This window comes from Burkholderia sp. SIMBA_062 (genome assembly GCF_046534765.1).
Classification (GTDB): domain Bacteria; phylum Pseudomonadota; class Gammaproteobacteria; order Burkholderiales; family Burkholderiaceae; genus Burkholderia; species Burkholderia ambifaria.
The window spans coordinates 47,392-63,152 of record NZ_JAWRYD010000031.1; the positions used below are offsets into that span (position 1 = coordinate 47,392).

General features: G+C 70.4%; 12 protein-coding genes. 7 read left to right on the forward strand and 5 right to left on the reverse strand.

Annotation, left to right across the window (positions count from 1 at the left end; all coding sequences use genetic code 11):
- Positions 1–62 precede the first annotated feature (62 nt).
- Entirely contained in the window at positions 63–971 is a 909-nt protein-coding gene (locus SB786_RS27560) for a LysR family transcriptional regulator (protein WP_410730273.1), read from the reverse strand.
- Between the two features lie 96 nt (positions 972–1,067).
- Between SB786_RS27560 and SB786_RS27565 the strand changes: the two genes are divergently transcribed.
- Positions 1,068–1,505 (forward strand): GlcG/HbpS family heme-binding protein, encoded by a 438-nt coding sequence (locus SB786_RS27565; protein WP_410730242.1) that lies wholly within the window; start codon positions 1,068–1,070, stop codon positions 1,503–1,505.
- A 4-nt stretch (positions 1,506–1,509) separates the two neighbouring features.
- Positions 1,510–2,286 (forward strand): SDR family oxidoreductase, encoded by a 777-nt coding sequence (locus SB786_RS27570; RefSeq protein WP_410730243.1) that lies wholly within the window; start codon positions 1,510–1,512, stop codon positions 2,284–2,286.
- 44 nt (positions 2,287–2,330) lie between these two features.
- On the opposite strand, the gene SB786_RS27575 is transcribed toward SB786_RS27570, so the two are convergent.
- The 4 genes from SB786_RS27575 to SB786_RS27590 are packed head-to-tail and all read right to left on the reverse strand — an operon-like array spanning position 2,331 to position 10,873.
- Complete coding sequence (locus tag SB786_RS27575; protein WP_410730244.1) at positions 2,331–6,527, reverse strand: molybdopterin-dependent oxidoreductase; 4,197 nt, start codon at positions 6,525–6,527, stop codon at positions 2,331–2,333.
- A gap of 16 nt (positions 6,528–6,543) precedes the next feature.
- The gene (nirD, locus tag SB786_RS27580; RefSeq protein ID WP_011658936.1) at positions 6,544–6,891 is read right to left on the reverse strand and encodes a nitrite reductase small subunit NirD; all 348 of its coding nucleotides are present in this window, start codon (positions 6,889–6,891) and stop codon (positions 6,544–6,546) included.
- Between the two features lie 37 nt (positions 6,892–6,928).
- On the reverse strand, positions 6,929–9,526 hold the full coding sequence (gene nirB, locus SB786_RS27585) for a nitrite reductase large subunit NirB (RefSeq protein ID WP_410730245.1): 2,598 nt from the start codon (positions 9,524–9,526) through the stop codon (positions 6,929–6,931).
- 21 nt (positions 9,527–9,547) lie between these two features.
- Positions 9,548–10,873, reverse strand: coding sequence for an MFS transporter (locus SB786_RS27590; protein WP_126225493.1), 1,326 nt, complete (start codon positions 10,871–10,873; stop codon positions 9,548–9,550).
- Between the two features lie 676 nt (positions 10,874–11,549).
- Between SB786_RS27590 and cobA the strand changes: the two genes are divergently transcribed.
- From cobA to SB786_RS27615, 5 genes are all read left to right on the forward strand, one after another.
- The gene (cobA, locus tag SB786_RS27595) at positions 11,550–12,320 is read left to right on the forward strand and encodes a uroporphyrinogen-III C-methyltransferase (RefSeq protein ID WP_410730246.1); all 771 of its coding nucleotides are present in this window, start codon (positions 11,550–11,552) and stop codon (positions 12,318–12,320) included.
- 165 nt (positions 12,321–12,485) lie between these two features.
- Entirely contained in the window at positions 12,486–13,082 is a 597-nt protein-coding gene (locus SB786_RS27600; protein WP_410730247.1) for an ANTAR domain-containing response regulator, read from the forward strand.
- A 5-nt stretch (positions 13,083–13,087) separates the two neighbouring features.
- Positions 13,088–14,131: a CmpA/NrtA family ABC transporter substrate-binding protein gene (locus SB786_RS27605; protein WP_410730248.1), complete on the forward strand. Its 1,044-nt coding sequence runs from the start codon at positions 13,088–13,090 to the stop codon at positions 14,129–14,131.
- A gap of 132 nt (positions 14,132–14,263) precedes the next feature.
- On the forward strand, positions 14,264–14,863 hold the full coding sequence (locus SB786_RS27610; RefSeq protein WP_410730249.1) for a uracil-DNA glycosylase family protein: 600 nt from the start codon (positions 14,264–14,266) through the stop codon (positions 14,861–14,863).
- Between the two features lie 32 nt (positions 14,864–14,895).
- The gene (locus SB786_RS27615) at positions 14,896–15,690 is read left to right on the forward strand and encodes a YkgJ family cysteine cluster protein (protein WP_410730250.1); all 795 of its coding nucleotides are present in this window, start codon (positions 14,896–14,898) and stop codon (positions 15,688–15,690) included.
- Positions 15,691–15,761 lie beyond the last annotated feature (71 nt).

Below are 15,761 nucleotides of genomic sequence, written 5' to 3' on the forward strand. Positions count from 1 at the left end.
CCAGGGCTGCGTGAGTGAAGCCGCCATCATGCGCCGTCCGGCGCATCGCTGCAGGGCAGGCCCTAACGGGTTCCGGCCCGCTCGCGCAGCACGTCGATGAATGCACGCAGCTTCGCCGGCACGTGCTTGCGATTCACGTAATAGAGCCACATCGGCGGCAGCGTCCGGCACGCGCCCGGCAGCACCTCGACGAGCGTGCCGTCGCGCAGGTCCGGCTCGATGCGCTCGCGCATGAACGCAAACGCGATGCCGACGCCTTCACGCGCGGCATCGATCACTGCATCGGCATCGTTCGTCACGTACACGCCTTCGGGATCGAGATCGACGTCGCGGCGCCCGTCGTGCAGCAGCCACTTGTGCAGGCGCCCGCTCTCCGAGAAGCGGAACCGGATGCACGCATGCCGCTCCAGCTCCGCGATCGACGCGGGCATGCCGTGCCGCGCCAGGTAGCCGGGCGATGCGACCAATGCGCAGGTCAACGCAGGCGCGATCCGCACGCCGATCATGCCGGGCTGCAGCCGGTCGGCAAGACGAATCCCCGCGTCGAAGCCGTCCTTCGCGATATCGACCAGCTCGTTCTCGTAGCGGATCTCGAGCCGGACCTTCGGGTAGCGCGCGCGGAACGCGGCAAGAATCGGCGTGATCACGAGCGAGCGTGCCAGCGGCAGCGCCGTGACGCGCAACAGCCCGCCCGGCTCGCTGCGCACCTCCTTCAGCGCGTCGCGCGCCTGCATGACCTGCCGGTACGCGGGCTCCGTCTGCTGCAGGTAATGCTGACCGGCTTCCGTCAGGCTCACGCCGCGCGTGCTGCGGTTGAACAGCTTCACGTTCAGCTCGCCCTCGAGCTGCCCGATCGCGAGGCTGACGGCGGCGGGCGTCAGGCCCAGCGCGGCGGCCGCGCGCGTGAAGTTGCCGGCCGTCGCGACGCTCATGAACACGTGCAGCCCGGCCATCGGATCGCGTCTGCTCATCATTAAAAAAACTTGAAACTCCTTCGAGCGGAATGCCGATTCTCCCATATACCGGAACTGCCTACACTGCCCCTTTCGCCCCCAACGGAGCATCGAATGAATCCGCACCGCCCCCCACTGCCGCTGGCAGCCGTCCGGCACACGCTCGACGCCGCACTCGCGCAGGCGGCGTCGCTGCAGGTCGCCGGCGTCTCCATCGCGATCGTCGACGCCGGCGCGAATCTGCTCGCGTTCATCCGCACCGACGACTGCTTTCTCGGCGCGATCGACCTGGCGCAACGCAAGGCGCTGACGGCGATCCGCTTTCGCGCGTCGACCGGCGCGCTCGGCGCGATGTCCGGCGACGGCCCGCTGCGCGGGATCGAGCACAGCCACGGCGGGCTCGTCACGTTCGGCGGCGGTGAACCGCTCGTCGACGGCAACGGGCGCTGCGTCGGCGCGATCGGCATATCGGGCGGCAGCGTCGAGCAGGACGACGCGATCGCCCGGCACTGCCGCGATCAATTTCAAGCAACCTTTCCCACCTCGAGGTAAGTACATGGCACGCAAACGCATCCTCATCACCGGCGCGGGCACCGGCTTCGGCCGCGAAGTCGCGCTGCGGCTCGCGCAACACGGTCACGCGGTCACGGCCGGCGTGCGCACGACCGCCGAAATCGGCGCGCTGAGGGAAGCCGCCGCGCAGCGCGGCACCGCGTTGCGCGCGCTGAAGCTCGACGTCACGTCGGCCTACGATCGCGCTCACGCGGCCGATCTCGACTTCGACGTGCTCGTGAACAACGCGGGCGTCGGCGAAGCCGGCGCGCTGGTCGACCTGCCGCTCGAGATCGTGCGCGAGCTGTTCGACGTCAACGTGTTCGGGCCGCTCGAACTCACGCAGCGCATCGCTCGCGGGATGGTCGCGCGCGGGCACGGCAAGATCGTGTTCGTGTCGTCGATCGCAGGGCTGATCACCGGGCCGTTCACGGGCGCGTATTGCGCGTCGAAGCACGCGGTCGAATCGGTCGCCGAGGCGATGCATGCGGAGCTGGCGCCGCACGGCATCCGCGTCGCGGTCGTGAACCCGGGCCCGTACAGCACGGGCTTCAACGACCGGATGATGGAAACGCCGCGGCGCTGGCACGATCCGGCCGTCCACATCGTGACGCCCGAGCGGCTCACCTTCCCGCTCGAGCAGCACGATCCTGCGGAAATGATCGCGCTGATGGTCGACGTGATCGAACGCGACGGCGGCGCGTTCCGCAACCTGCTGCCGAAGTCGTCGGAAGCGTTCGTGCGCGCCGAGCAGGCGCACGCATGGAACCGGCAGCAATAACGGCCAACACGACGGCGGGCGCCGCACGCCCGCCGCTCATGCGGTCAGTACACGTCCCGCATGTAGCGCCGCGCCTTCGCGAGCCGCGCGACGTAGTCGTTCGCGGCTTCGTCCGACATCCCGCCGTGCTCGGCGACGACCGCCTTCAGCGCGGTATCGACGTCCTTGGCCATCCGCGCGGCGTCGCCGCACACGTAGAAGTGCGCGCCCTCCTCCAGCCACTTGTACAGCTCGGCGCCCTGCTCGCGCATCCGGTCCTGCACGTAGATCTTGTCGGCCTGGTCGCGCGAGAACGCGAGATCGAGCCGCGTCAGGAAGCCGCTGTCGCGCATCGCGCCCAGCTCGTCGCCGTAGTAGAAGTCGGTCTGCGCGTGCTGCTCGCCGAAGAACAGCCAGTTGCGTCCGCGCGCGCCGCGCGCCTGCCGCTCGTGCAGGAAGCCGCGGAACGGCGCGACGCCCGTGCCGGGGCCGACCATCACGACCGGCACGTCGCCGTTCACCGGCGGCCGGAAATGCGCGGACTTCTGCACGAACACCGGCACGCGCCCGTCGTCCGCGCGATCGGCAAGAAACGTCGACGCGACGCCTTTGCGCGCGCGCCGGCCGTTGTGATAGCGCACGGCCGACACCGTCAGGTGGATCTCGCCCGGGTGCGCGCTCGGGCTCGACGCGATCGAATACAGGCGCGGCTGCAGCCGCTTCAGCATCGCGACCAGCTCCGCGCCCGACAGCTCGACCGGAAACTCGTGCAGCACGTCCGCAAGCTGTTGCCCCCACAACCATTGCTTCAGGTCGGCCTTGCGATCGTCGCCGAGCAGCGCCTTTAGCGCCCCGTTCGCGCTGCGCGACGCGATGAACGCGAGCGTGTCGGGATGCGGGCGCGTGATGTCGAAGTGGCGCGTTAGCGCGTCGCCCAGGCGCATGTCGCCGACGCCGTCGATCGACACCGGCGCGTCGGCCTTCAGCGCGGTGACCGACAGCAACTCGTCGACCAGCTCCGGGCAGTTGGTCGGCCACACGCCGAGCGCGTCGCCGGCTTCGTATTCGAGGTTCGCGCCTTCGGTCGACAGCGACACGTAGCGCGTGTCCTTCGCGGCGCCCGGCCGGTTGAGCCGCAGGTTCGCGACGAGCTTCGACGGCGCCGGACGCGCCTTGGTCGGCAGCAGCCCCGACGCGCTCAATCCGGCGGTCGGCACCGCGTGCAGCGCGGCATCCGCGTCCTTGATCCGGGCGACCACGCGTTCGAGCCACTGGTCCGCATCGCGCTGGAACTCGACGTCGCAATCGACGCGTGCGCACAAGCGCGCCGCGCCCAGTTCCGCGAGCCGTGCATCGAGCCGGCGGCCGTGGCCGCAGAACTGGTCGTAGTTGCGATCGCCGAACGCGAGCACCGCGAAGTGCACGCCGTCGAGGCGCGCGGCGCCGCCTGCCTGCAGCGCATCCCAGAACTCGCTGCCGTTGTCGGGCGCATCGCCGTCGCCGAACGTGCTCGTCATCAGCAGCACGTATTGCGCGCTCGCCAGCGACGCGACCGGATAGTCGGACATGCACGCGGTGCGGATCTCGAAGCCCGCGTTCATCAGCTGCGTCGCGTAGTCCTCGGTCAGCGATTCGATGTTGCCCGTCTGCGACGCCCACAGCAGCACGACCTTCGGACGCGTGCGCACGATCCGCACGCCGCCGGGCGCGGCGGCGTCGGCCGGCAGCGCGGGCGCCGCGCCCTGCGCCGGGTGGGCGGGCAGCGAGCGGCTGAACAGCCCCGCGAGCATCCCGTCGAGCCACAACCGCACCGGCGGCGTGAGCGGCGCGCCGGCCGGCAGCACCGGCACGCCGCCCTCGCGCCGGCCGGCGCTCGCCTTCAGCCCGCTGACAAGGCCGGCCACGTACAGGTGCTCCGCATCGGTGAGCGGCGGCGGCGCGAGATCGGCCACGCCGAGCGCCGCCGCGAAAGTGTCGAGGTCTGCCATGTCGGATTCCTGTGAAGCCGTGATCTGCACCGCCGCCGGCGCGGGCCGCGCATCGGCCGCGGCGGCCGCGGCGGCATCGGGCCGCGCCGTGTCGTCGTCGTCGGACGCGAACGCGTCCGTGTCGACGCGCGTCAGCGCGACCGCGCAATATTTCAGTTCGGGTTGCTGCGATTCCGGATCGATCGCGTCGTTCGTCACCGCGTTGATGCACAGGTCGTCGCCGTACACGTCGTTCCAGTGCATCGGCGCGAAGCAGCTACCGCGCTGCACGCGCTCGGTCACGACGGCCGGCAGCACCGCGCGGCCGCGCGCCGAACGGATCTCGACGCTGTCCTTCGTCGCGATGCCGAGCGCGAGCGCGTCGTCCGGATGCAGTTCGACGAACGGGCGCGCATTGAGCTTGTTCAGCATCGGGACCTTGCCCGTCTTCGTCATCGTGTGCCATTGATGCTGCAGCCGCCCGGTATTCAGCACGATCGGGAACGTGTCGTCCGGCAGTTCGGCCGGCGCGACGTGCGGCCGCGCGAAGAAGCGCGCCTTGCCCGACGGCGTCGGGAACGCGATGCGCGGCGCATCGTGCCCGCCGTCTGCCGCGCGCGGCGTCTGGCTCACGCCGTCGTTCAGGTAGCGGATCGGGTGGCGCTCGCGCGCGGTGCCCGGCGCGACCGGCCATTGCACCGGGCCGTCGCGCAGCGCCGCGTGACTCGCGCCGCGCAGGTCGTAGCCGGTCGCCGGATTCGAAAAACGCACGATCTCGTCGAACACGTCGGCCGCCGACGCATAGTCGAACGCGTCGCCGAAGCCCATCGCGCGCGCGACCTCCGCGACGATGCGCCAGTCGGGCAGCGCGTCGCCGGGCGGTGCGATCGCGGCGCGCATCAGCGTCATGTTGCGCTCGGAGTTGACCATCACGCCGTCGCCCTCGGCCCACAGCGCGCCGGGCAGCAGGATGTCCGCGTAGCGGTTGGTCTCGGTGTCGAGGAACGCGTCCTGCGCGATCACCAGCTCCGCGGCCTGCAGCCCCGCGATCACGTTCTGCCGGTTCGGCACGGTCGCGACCGGATTCGTGCAGACGATCCAGCACGCCTTGATGTCGCCGGCCGCCATCCGCTCGAACAGGTCGACCGTGCCGTTGCCGGTTTCGTTGCGCAGCGTGCCGGCCGGCACGCGCCACAGGTTCTCGACGAAGCGCCGGTCGTCGTCGGACAGCACCGAGCGCTGGCCGGGAAGGCCTGCGCCCATGTAGCCCATCTCGCGACCGCCCATCGCGTTCGGCTGGCCGGTCAGCGAGAACGGCCCGCTGCCGGGGCGGCAAATCGTGCCCGTCGCGAGATGCAGGTTGCAGATCGCGTTGGTGTTCCACACGCCGTGCGTGCTCTGGTTGAGCCCCATGGTCCAGCAGCTCATCCATTCCTGCGCGTCGCCGATCCATTGCGCGGCCGTGCGGATGTCGGCTTCGGCAAGGCCCGTGATTTCCGCGACGCGCTCAGGCGTGTAGTCGGCGAGGAACGCGGGCATCGCGTCCCAGCCTTCGGTGTACGCGTCGATGAACGCGGCATCGGTGCGGCCGTTCGCGTGCAGCAGGTGCAGCAGCCCGTTGGTCAGCGCGAGATCGGTGCCCGGCCGGATCTGCAGGAACAGGTCGGCCTTGTCGGCGGTGCCGGTGCGGCGCGGATCGACGACGATCAGCTTCGCGCCGGCCTTCACGCGATCCATCATCCGCAGGAACAGGATCGGGTGGCAGTCGGCCATGTTCGCGCCGATCACGAAGAACAGGTTCGCGCGATCGAAGTCCTGGTACGACCCGGGCGGGCCGTCCGCGCCGAGCGACTGCTTGTAGCCGGTGCTCGCGCTCGCCATGCACAGGCGCGAGTTCGACTCGATGTTGTTGGTGCCGACGAAGCCCTTCGCGAGCTTGTTCACGAGGTATTGCGCCTCGATCGACATCTGCCCGGACACGTAGAACGACAGCGCATCGGACCCGTGCGCGTCGAGCACCGCGCGCAGCCGCCGCGCGGTCTCGGCGATCGCGTCGCGGGCCGGCAGCGGCACGAGATCGTCCTCCCGCGCGCGCCGCATGAACGCGCGATCGAGCCGCCCGGAACGGCGCAACGCGACGTGCGCGGACGAGCCCTTCGTGCACAGCCGCCCGAAGTTGGTCGGATGGTCGGCGTCGCCGGACACCTTGACGACCTCGCCATCCTCGACGTGCAGCACCATGCCGCAGCCGACGCCGCAGTACGGGCACACGCTCTTGACGGGGGTGGCGCTCATGCGTGCTCCGGCGCGCTCAGGCGGCAATCCACACGAAACCGTCCTCGATCCGCGACGGATACGCGCTCACCGACTTCTCGGGCGCTTCGAGGCATTCGCCGGTGCGCAGGTCGAAATGCTGCTTGTACAGCGGCGACGCGACGACGACGCGCTCGCCGAGGCTGCCGATCAGCCCGCGCGACATCACGGCCGCCTGCGACACCGGGTCGACGTTGTCGATCGCGAACACGCCGCCGGCTTCGGCGTGCGCGACGTGGAACACCGCGACCTGCTCGCCGTTGACGAGCGCGCACACGCCGGTGTTCGGCACGATGTCGTCGAGCGGGCACACACGGGTCCAGGACAGGGGAAGACGATCGTTCATGATGGGCTCCTTGGAAAAGACGCGGGTGTCGGTCGGGTCAAACGGTTGCCGATTCGGTTGCGGATTCGCTGCCCGATTCGGCGACGACCGGAATCCGGACGGGCCTGCCGCCCACGCGCTCGTCGGGCGTCGCGGGACGGATCTGGCCGCGCGTCTCGACGAAGGCGATGTTCGCGTCGGGCGCGTCGCTGTTCACGAAGTGGCGGAAGCGCTTGCGCGTTTCCGGATCGGTGACGGCCTTCTTCCATTCGCATTCGTAGGTGTCGACCACGTGCTGCATGTCAGCTTCGAGTTCGGCCGCGATGCCGAGCTTGTCGTGCACGACGACGTCGGTCAGGTAGTCGAGCCCGCCTTCGAGGTTGTCGCGCCATACGCTCGTGCGCTGCAGCCGGTCGGCGGTGCGCACGTAGAACATCAGGAAGCGGTCGATGTAGCGGATCAGCGTGGCACGATCGAGGTCGGACGCGATCAGTTCCGCGTGGCGCGGCTTCATCCCGCCATTGCCGCACACGTACAGGTTCCAGCCCTTCTCGGTCGCGATGATGCCGATGTCCTTGCCCTGCGCTTCCGCGCACTCGCGCGTGCAGCCCGACACGCCGAACTTGATCTTGTGCGGCGCGCGCAAGCCCTTGTAGCGGTTCTCGATGTCGATCGCGAGGCCCACCGAATCGTCGACGCCGTAGCGGCACCACGTCGAGCCGACGCACGACTTCACGGTGCGCACCGACTTGCCGTACGCATGGCCGGATTCGAAGCCCGCGGCGATCAGCTCTTCCCAGATCGACGGCAACTGCTCGACGCGCGCGCCGAACAGGTCGACGCGCTGGCCGCCCGTGATCTTCGTGTAGAGGCCGTACTTGCGCGCGACCTGGCCGACCGCGATCAGCCCTTCCGGCGTCACCTCGCCGCCCGCCATGCGCGGCACGACCGAGTACGTGCCGTCGCGCTGGATGTTCGCGAGGTAGTAGTCGTTCGAGTCCTGCAGCCCCGCATGCTCCTTCTTCAGCACGAACTCGTTGAAGCACGACGCGAGGATGCCCGCGACGGCCGGCTTGCACACGTCGCAGCCCAGGCCGCGACCGTGCTTCGCGAGCAGTTCGCCGAACGTCGTGATGCGCTCGACGCGGATCAGGTGGAACAGCTCCTGTCGCGAATGCGGGAAGTGCTCGCACAGATGGTTGTTGACCGCGAGGCCCTGCTTCTTCATCTGGGCCTTCATGATCTGCGTGACGAGCGGCACGCAGCCGCCGCACGACGTGCCCGCGCCCGTGCACGACTTCAGTGCGCCGAGGCTCGTCGCGCCGTCGGCCACCGCCGCGCAGATCTGCGACTTCGACACGTTGTTGCACGAGCAGATCTGCGCGCCTTCCGGCAACGCATCCACGCCGATCGCGGGCTTCGCCGCGCCGTCCGACGACGGCAGGATCAGGAATTCCGGCGACTCCGGCAGCTCGATCCGGTTCAGCATCATCTGCAGCAGCGTGCCGTATTCGGCCGCGTCGCCGACCATCACCGCACCGTGCAGGAACTTGCCGCAATCCGACACCACCAGCTTCTTGTAGACCTGGCGACGCTCGTCCGCATACTGGTAGGTACGGCTGCCGGCCGTGGTGCCGTGCGCGTCGCCGATGCTCGCGACGTCGACGCCCATCAGCTTGAGCTTCGTGCTCATGTCGGCGCCGGCAAACGCGGCCGCGGCCGCTTCGTCGACGGCGCCCGCGAGCTGCTTCGCGACCACGCGCGCCATGTCGTAGCCGGGCGCGACGAGGCCGTACACCATGCCGTTCCAGGCCGCGCATTCGCCGATCGCGTAGATGTCGGCGTCGCTCGTGCGGCACGCGTCGTCGATCGCGACGCCGCCGCGCGGGCCGGTCTCCAGGCCGCACGCGCGTGCCAGCTCGTCGCGCGCGCGGATGCCGGCCGAGAACACGATCATGTCGGTGTCGAGATGCGAGCCGTCGGCGAACGCCATCCGATGGGTACCTTCTTCACCGTCGACGATCTCGAGCGTGTTCTTGCCCGTATGCACGGTCACGCCGAGCGCCTCGATCTTCGCGCGCAGCATCCGGCCGCCGCCGTCGTCGACCTGCACGGCCATCAGCCGCGGCGCGAATTCGACGACGTGCGTCTCGAGCCCCATGTCGCGCAGCGCCTTCGCGCATTCGAGGCCGAGCAGCCCGCCGCCGATCACCACGCCACGCTTCGCGTGCGCGCCGCACGCCTGCATCGCCTCGAGATCCTCGATCGTTCGGTACACGAAGCAGCCCGCGCGGTCGCGGCCCGGCACCGGCGGCACGAACGGACGCGAGCCCGTCGCGAGCACCAGCTTGTCGTACGCGAGCGTCTCGCCCGACGCAAGCGTGACCGTGTGCGCGGCGCGGTCGATCGATGCGACGCACGCGTTCAAGCGCAGGTCGAACTGCGGCTGGCGTTCGAAGAAGCCGGGCTCGACGAGCGACAGGTCGTCCGCCGACTTGCCCGCGAAGAATTCCGACAGGTGCACGCGGTCGTACGCCGGGCGCGGCTCCTCGCCGAGCACCGTGACCTGCAGCGCATCCGCCGCGCCGGCTTGCGCCGCGACGCATTCGAGGAGCTTGTGGCCGACCATCCCGTGGCCGATGACGATGAGTTTCATGATGGCGTTTCCCTCGGTCGATCAGTTCGCGGCTTGCGCGGCGGCCAGCGCGCGATCGCGCAGCTCGGCCTCGCGTGCCTTGTGTTCTTCGCTGAAGCGCACGGCCATGGCGCACAATGCGGTGGCGGTGACGGCCAGCCCGAGCAGGCTCAGCGTGTGCTGCACGTCGCCGACGCCCTTCAGCAGGAACGATGCGGCCACCGCGCCGACGTTGCCGCCCGCGCCGATGATCCCCGCGACGCCGCCGAGCGCCTTGCGGTCGATGAACGGCACGAGCGCATAGGTCGCGCCGCAGGCCATGTGCGTGAACAGGCCGAAGGTCAGCATCGCGACGAGGGCCATGCCGATGCCTTGCGCATGCGAGAACCAGATCAGCCCGAGCCCTTCGCCGATGATCAGCGCGCACAGCAGCGCCGCGCGCACGTCGAGGCTGCGGCGCGTGGCGATCTTGTCCGACAGCCAGCCGCCGAGCGCCCGGGCGAACAGCGCGAGCATCCCGAACAGGCCGACCGCGAAGCCGGCATCCTTCAGCGACAGGTGGAAGTGGTCGACGTAGTACAGCGCGGCGATGTTGTGGATGAACACCTCGACGCCGAAGCACGCGCCGTACGTAACGAACAGCATCCACACGCGATAGTTGCCGCACGCCGCGAAGAAGCTCGCCCAGCCGCCCTTCTTGCCGCTGTCGACCGTCACGCCCTGCTTGCGCAGCGCGACGAAGTCGCCTTGCGGGCAGTCCTGCGTGAAGCGCCAGTACGCCCATGCCATCGCGAGCATCGCGACGCCCGGCACGATCAGCGCGATGCGCCACGACGCGCTGTCACCGAAGCCGAGGATCAGGCCGGCCGCGACGAGCAGCGGCATCATCGCCTGCGTCGCGCCCGCCCCCGCGTTGCCCCAGCCGGCCGTCGTCGCGTTCGCGGTGCCGACCACGTTCGGCGCGAACATCACCGACGTGTGGTACTGCGTGATCACGAAGCCCGCGCCGATCGCGCCGATGCCCAGGCGGCAGATCAGGAACCACAGATAGTCGTGCGTGAACGACACCGCGAACACGGGAATCGCGCCGAGCACGAGCAGCCCGGCATACACGCGACGCGGGCCGAAGCGGTCGCACAGCGGGCCGACCAGCAGCCGCACGGCGATCGTCGCGGCCACCGCGGCGATGTTGATGTTCGCGACCTGCGCCGCGGTGAGGTGGAATTCGCGCGCGATCAGCGGCATCAGCGGCGCGCATGCGAACCATGCGAAGAAGCACACGAAGAACGCCATCCACGTCATGTGGAATGCGCGCATCGGCGCGGTGCGGAACGAGAAGAGATCGATACGGGTAGCTTTGTCGGTCATGTCATCCGCCAAACGAAAAACGGCGTCCTGCGCACCCGGTCTCGTCGAGAGACCCGATGCGTAGGACGCCGTTGCCCATGAAGAAGCCCGTTGCCGGGCGCGTTCAGTAATCGGTGCTGCGGACGAATCGCCGTTGATTCGCCCGGACCACCTAACGCAAGCGCCGTGCCATGTCGGCCCGAATCGCGCCGAAAGCCCCGCCGCGCAACGCTCGACGCCCGTCGCCCGCATCTTTGCGGCGCGCGGCGCGCGATTCGTTGGAATGCATCGAGGCACAGATGTGGTGCGCTGCAGCACTGTCGCCGTGCGACATCGCGGTGCGCACTGACGGGGCGCGATGCACGCCGAGATGGCATCGCATGCGCCGCGATCCCGGGGCCGGATGCGCGCGCTGCGCCGCGACGCAGCCATCGGGCGGCGCATGCCGGCATGCGCGCCGTACCGTCCGCACAAGCTGGCCCGGATATTGCTGAATCCATTGCACACACCGGCAACGGAGCCGGTAGGCGGTCCCCGCAAAGCGGGCGCGCCGTCGCAGGCAGGTACAGCAGACCGGACAACGACGTCCCTCCCGTGCACGGCACGGCCGGATGCCATGGTCGCTTCGACCGCCCGCCGCCGCCGCGCGCACCGATACGCTCTCGACCGCCGCACGCACGCGGTACAGGAACACGACATGACGACTGGCAAAGTCACGCTGCTGGGCGCCGGCCCCGGCGATCCCGATCTCCTCACGCTGAAGGCCGTGAAGGCACTGGCGGCCGCCGACGTGCTGCTGCTCGACGATCTCGTCGCGCCCGGCATCGTCGAACTCGCGCCGCACGCGCGCGTGATCCGCGTCGGCAAGCGCGGCGGCTGCCGCTCCACGCCGCAGGCGTTCATCGAGCGGCTGATGCGCCGCTACGCGCTGCGCGGCGCGCACGTCGTGCGCGTCAAGGGCGGCGACGCGCTGCTGTTCGGCCGCGCCGGCGAAGAACTCGCGACGCTGCGCGCCGCCGCGATTCCGGTGGACATCATCAACGGCATCTCGTCGGGATTCGCGGCGGCCGCGAGCCTCGGCATCTCGCTCACGCACCGCGAGCACTGCCAGGGCGTCGCGTTCGTCACCGCGCACCGCCAGGACCACGGCGAGCCCGATTGGGCGGCGCTCGGCGCCACCGGCACCACGCTCGCGATCTACATGGGGATGAGCCGCGTCGACAGCATCGCGGCCGGCCTGCTCGCCGCCTTGCCGGTGTCGACGCCGGCCGCCGCCGTGCAATGGGCCGGCACGCCGCACGAGCGCCGCTGGACCGGCACGCTCGGCGGTCTCGCATGCGGTGTGGCCGCAGCCGGGCTCGGCAGCCCGGCGGTGATCCTCGTCGGCGGCGCAATCGGCGAAGCGGCCGTGCAGCGCATGCCGGATGCGGGCGCCGCGATCGAGACGGCGTTCTCCCGTGCCGCGTAGCATGTTCGACGCCACGCGGCACCGGCCGCCCACCTATCATGAAAACAGCGGTGCCGATGGCGCCGGCCGCCGGACCGCCGCGTGCTGCGGCGGCCCGGTTTCCGCACGCGGCCGCCGCGCCCGATCCGCGCATCGCACCACGATTTCGCCGCCGCCGTTCGCCTCATGAGTACGCCTGTTCCTCCCCTCCGCCTGCGCGTGCTGCTCGTCACCGACACCGACAAGCCGATCGGCGAGCTCGGCGACGCGCTCGCGCACCTCGGCTACGAAATGCTCAACGACGTCGCGACGCCCGCGCGCCTGCCGGCCGCCGTCGAGGAGCAGCGCCCCGACGTCGTGATCATCGATACCGATTCGCCGTCGCGCGACACGCTCGAGCAACTCGCCGTGATGCACGCCACGGCGCCGCGCCCCGTGCTGATGTTCAGTCACGATGCCGATCAGGACCTGATTCACGCGGCGGTCGGCGCGGGCGTCAGCGCGTATCTCGTCGAAGGGCTGTCGGCCGAGCGTCTCGCGCCGATCCTCGAAGTCGCGCTCGCGCGCTTCTCGCACGACGATGCGTTGCGCCGCCGGCTCGCCGACGTCGAGCGCGAACTCGCCGAGCGCAAGCTGATCGACCGCGCGAAGCGCCTGCTGATGGACCAGCGCAAGCTGTCCGAACACGATGCGTATGCGTTCCTGCGCAAACGCGCGATGGATCAGGGGCTGCGCATCGTCGACGTCGCCCGGCAACTGCACGACGCGTCATCCCAATCTTGAATGCCATGACACCTTCGCCTCCCGCCGCGCCGGAACGCGCGCATCTTCGTCTCGGGTTCGTCGCGCTGAGCGACGCGGCCCCGCTGATCGTCGCGCAGCAGCTGAATCTCGGCGCGCACCATGGCCTGACGCTGGAACTGAGCCGCCAGCCGTCGTGGGCCGCCGTGCGCGACAAGCTGCTGACCGGCGAGCTCGACGCCGCGCACGCGCTGTACGGCCTCGTGTGCGGGCTGCAGCTCGGCATCGGCGGCCCGCAGACCGACATGGCCGCGCTGATGGTGCTGAACCGCAACGGCCAGGCGATCACGTTCGCGCGCGGCCTCGCCGACGCGTACCGCGAAAGCGGCGACGTGCGCGCGGCGCTCGCGACGCTCGGCCGCAAGCCGCTGCTCGCGCAGACCTTCCCGACCGGCACGCACGCGATGTGGCTGAATCATTGGCTCGCGTCGCACGGCGTCGATCCGCTGCGTGACGTGCGCAGCGTCGTGATTCCGCCGCCCGAGATGGTCGCGGCGCTCGCGAGCGGCGAGCTCGACGGCTTCTGCGCGGGCGAGCCGTGGCACGCGGTGGCCGAGGCCTGCGGCGCGGGCCGGACTGTCGCCGTCACGAGCGAGATCTGGCCCGATCATCCGGAGAAGGTGCTCGCCGCCCGGCGCGAATTCGTCGCGCTGTATCCGGCCACGGCGCGCGCGCTGATCCGCACGCTCGTCGATGCGTGCGCGTGGCTGGACGATGCCGCGCACCGTCGCGAGGCGGCCGGCTGGCTCGCGTCGCCCGACGCGCTCGGCGTGCCGGCCCGGCTGATCGCGCCGCGTCTGCTCGGCGACTACGGCGCGGGGCCGTTCGCGCAACCGCCGCTGCCGATCCGCTTCCACGACGGCGGCGCCGTGAACCGGCCGGATCCGCGCGACGGCCAGTGGTTCCTGTCGCAATACCGGCGCTGGGGCATGCTCGACGGCGCGCACGACGACGCAGGGATCGCCGCGGCGATCGCGCAGACGGCGTTGTATGATGCTGCGGTCGCCGAAGGCGGTTCAGCGGGCGCGTGATCCCGATACGCGGGATGCCGGCGCCGCGGGGCCGCCGGGTCGACGCACCGCGCGATGCCGCGCCCCGCGGAACGCGTGGCGCGATGCGCCGGCCGGCCGCCGCGCCGCCCCTTCCGTCCCCGTTCAGAATCGATGCCGAAACGAACGCGCACGCCGCTCGACGTGCTGCTCACTGAAATCCGCGCGTGCCGCGCCTGCGAAGCCGATCTGCCGCTCGGCCCGCGTCCCGTCGTGCGCGCCCATCGCGACGCACGCATCCTGATCGTCGGGCAGGCGCCCGGCGCCCGCGTCCATGCAAGCGGGATCCCGTGGGACGATGCGAGCGGCAAGCGGCTGCGCGACTGGCTGGGCGTCGACGCCGACGCCTTCTACGACGAGACGCGCTTCGCGATCGTGCCGATGGGCTTCTGCTATCCGGGCCGCGGCGCGAGCGGCGACAACCCGCCGCGCCCCGAATGCGCTCGACTGTGGATCGACCGGCTGATCGCCGAACTGCCGTCGATCCGGCTCACGCTGCTGATCGGCCAATACGCGCAGCGGCATTTCCTGCGCGACACGCGCAAGGCGACGCTGACCGACACCGTGCAGGCGTGGCGCGACTATGGCCCCGACGTGCTGCCGCTGCCGCATCCGTCGCCGCGCAACCAGGCGTGGTTCAAACATCATCCGTGGTTCGACGCCGAGGTCGTGCCCGAGCTGCGCCGGCGCGTCGCGCCGCTGGTGGCGGGCTGACGGCAGCCGCTCGCACCGCGCTTCCCATCGACATGAATCACAACGACATCGACTTTTCATGCACCGGCTGCGGCCGCTGCTGCCACGACCTGCGCATTCCGCTGACCGTCGCCGAAGCCGCTGCGTGGCTGCGGCGCGGCGGCCACGTGGAGCTGCTGTGCGACGCCATGCCTTGGCCCGTCGAACCGGCCGCCGACGACGCGTTCTCCGCGTACAAGCGGGCACGTTCGTCGCCCGCGCTCAGCGGCACGCTGCCGATACGTGTCACCGCCATCCTCACCGCATCCCATGCGGGGCCGTGCCCGAACCTGCGCGACGACCTGCGCTGCGGCATCTACGACGAACGGCCGCTGGTGTGCCGGATCTACCCGGCCGAAGTCAATCCGTTCGTGCCGCTGATGCCGGACGGCAAGCAGTGCCCGCCCGACGCTTGGCAGCACGCGCCGCTCGCCCGCCACGGCATGATCGTCGACGTGCAGACGCGCGAGAACATCGCGCGCTCGCGGGAAGCCAGCGCGGCGGAGGCGCCGCTGCGCGCGCGACTGTGTGCGGCACTCGGCATCGATGCCGCGGCCGTCGCGAACGAAGGCTTCGCGATTCATGCGCCGCCTGCCGACCGGCTGCTGTGCGAACTGAGCGCGCTGGCCGATCCATACACGGCGGCGGCGCAGGCAGTGGCCGACGATCGCGCGGCGCCGGTGTGGACGCTGCTGACGAATCGCGCCGCGACTGCCGACACGCTCCGCTCGGTCGGCGCATTCAGCCGGCTCGCGAACGACGAGGCCGGCACGCGCTGCCGCTATCTCGGCTTTCATCCGGCAACGTAATTCGCCGTCGCCCGGCCGAGCGCCGCGCCATCCGACAGCCCGCGCGGATCGACCGGCGGATTCCGGCCGCG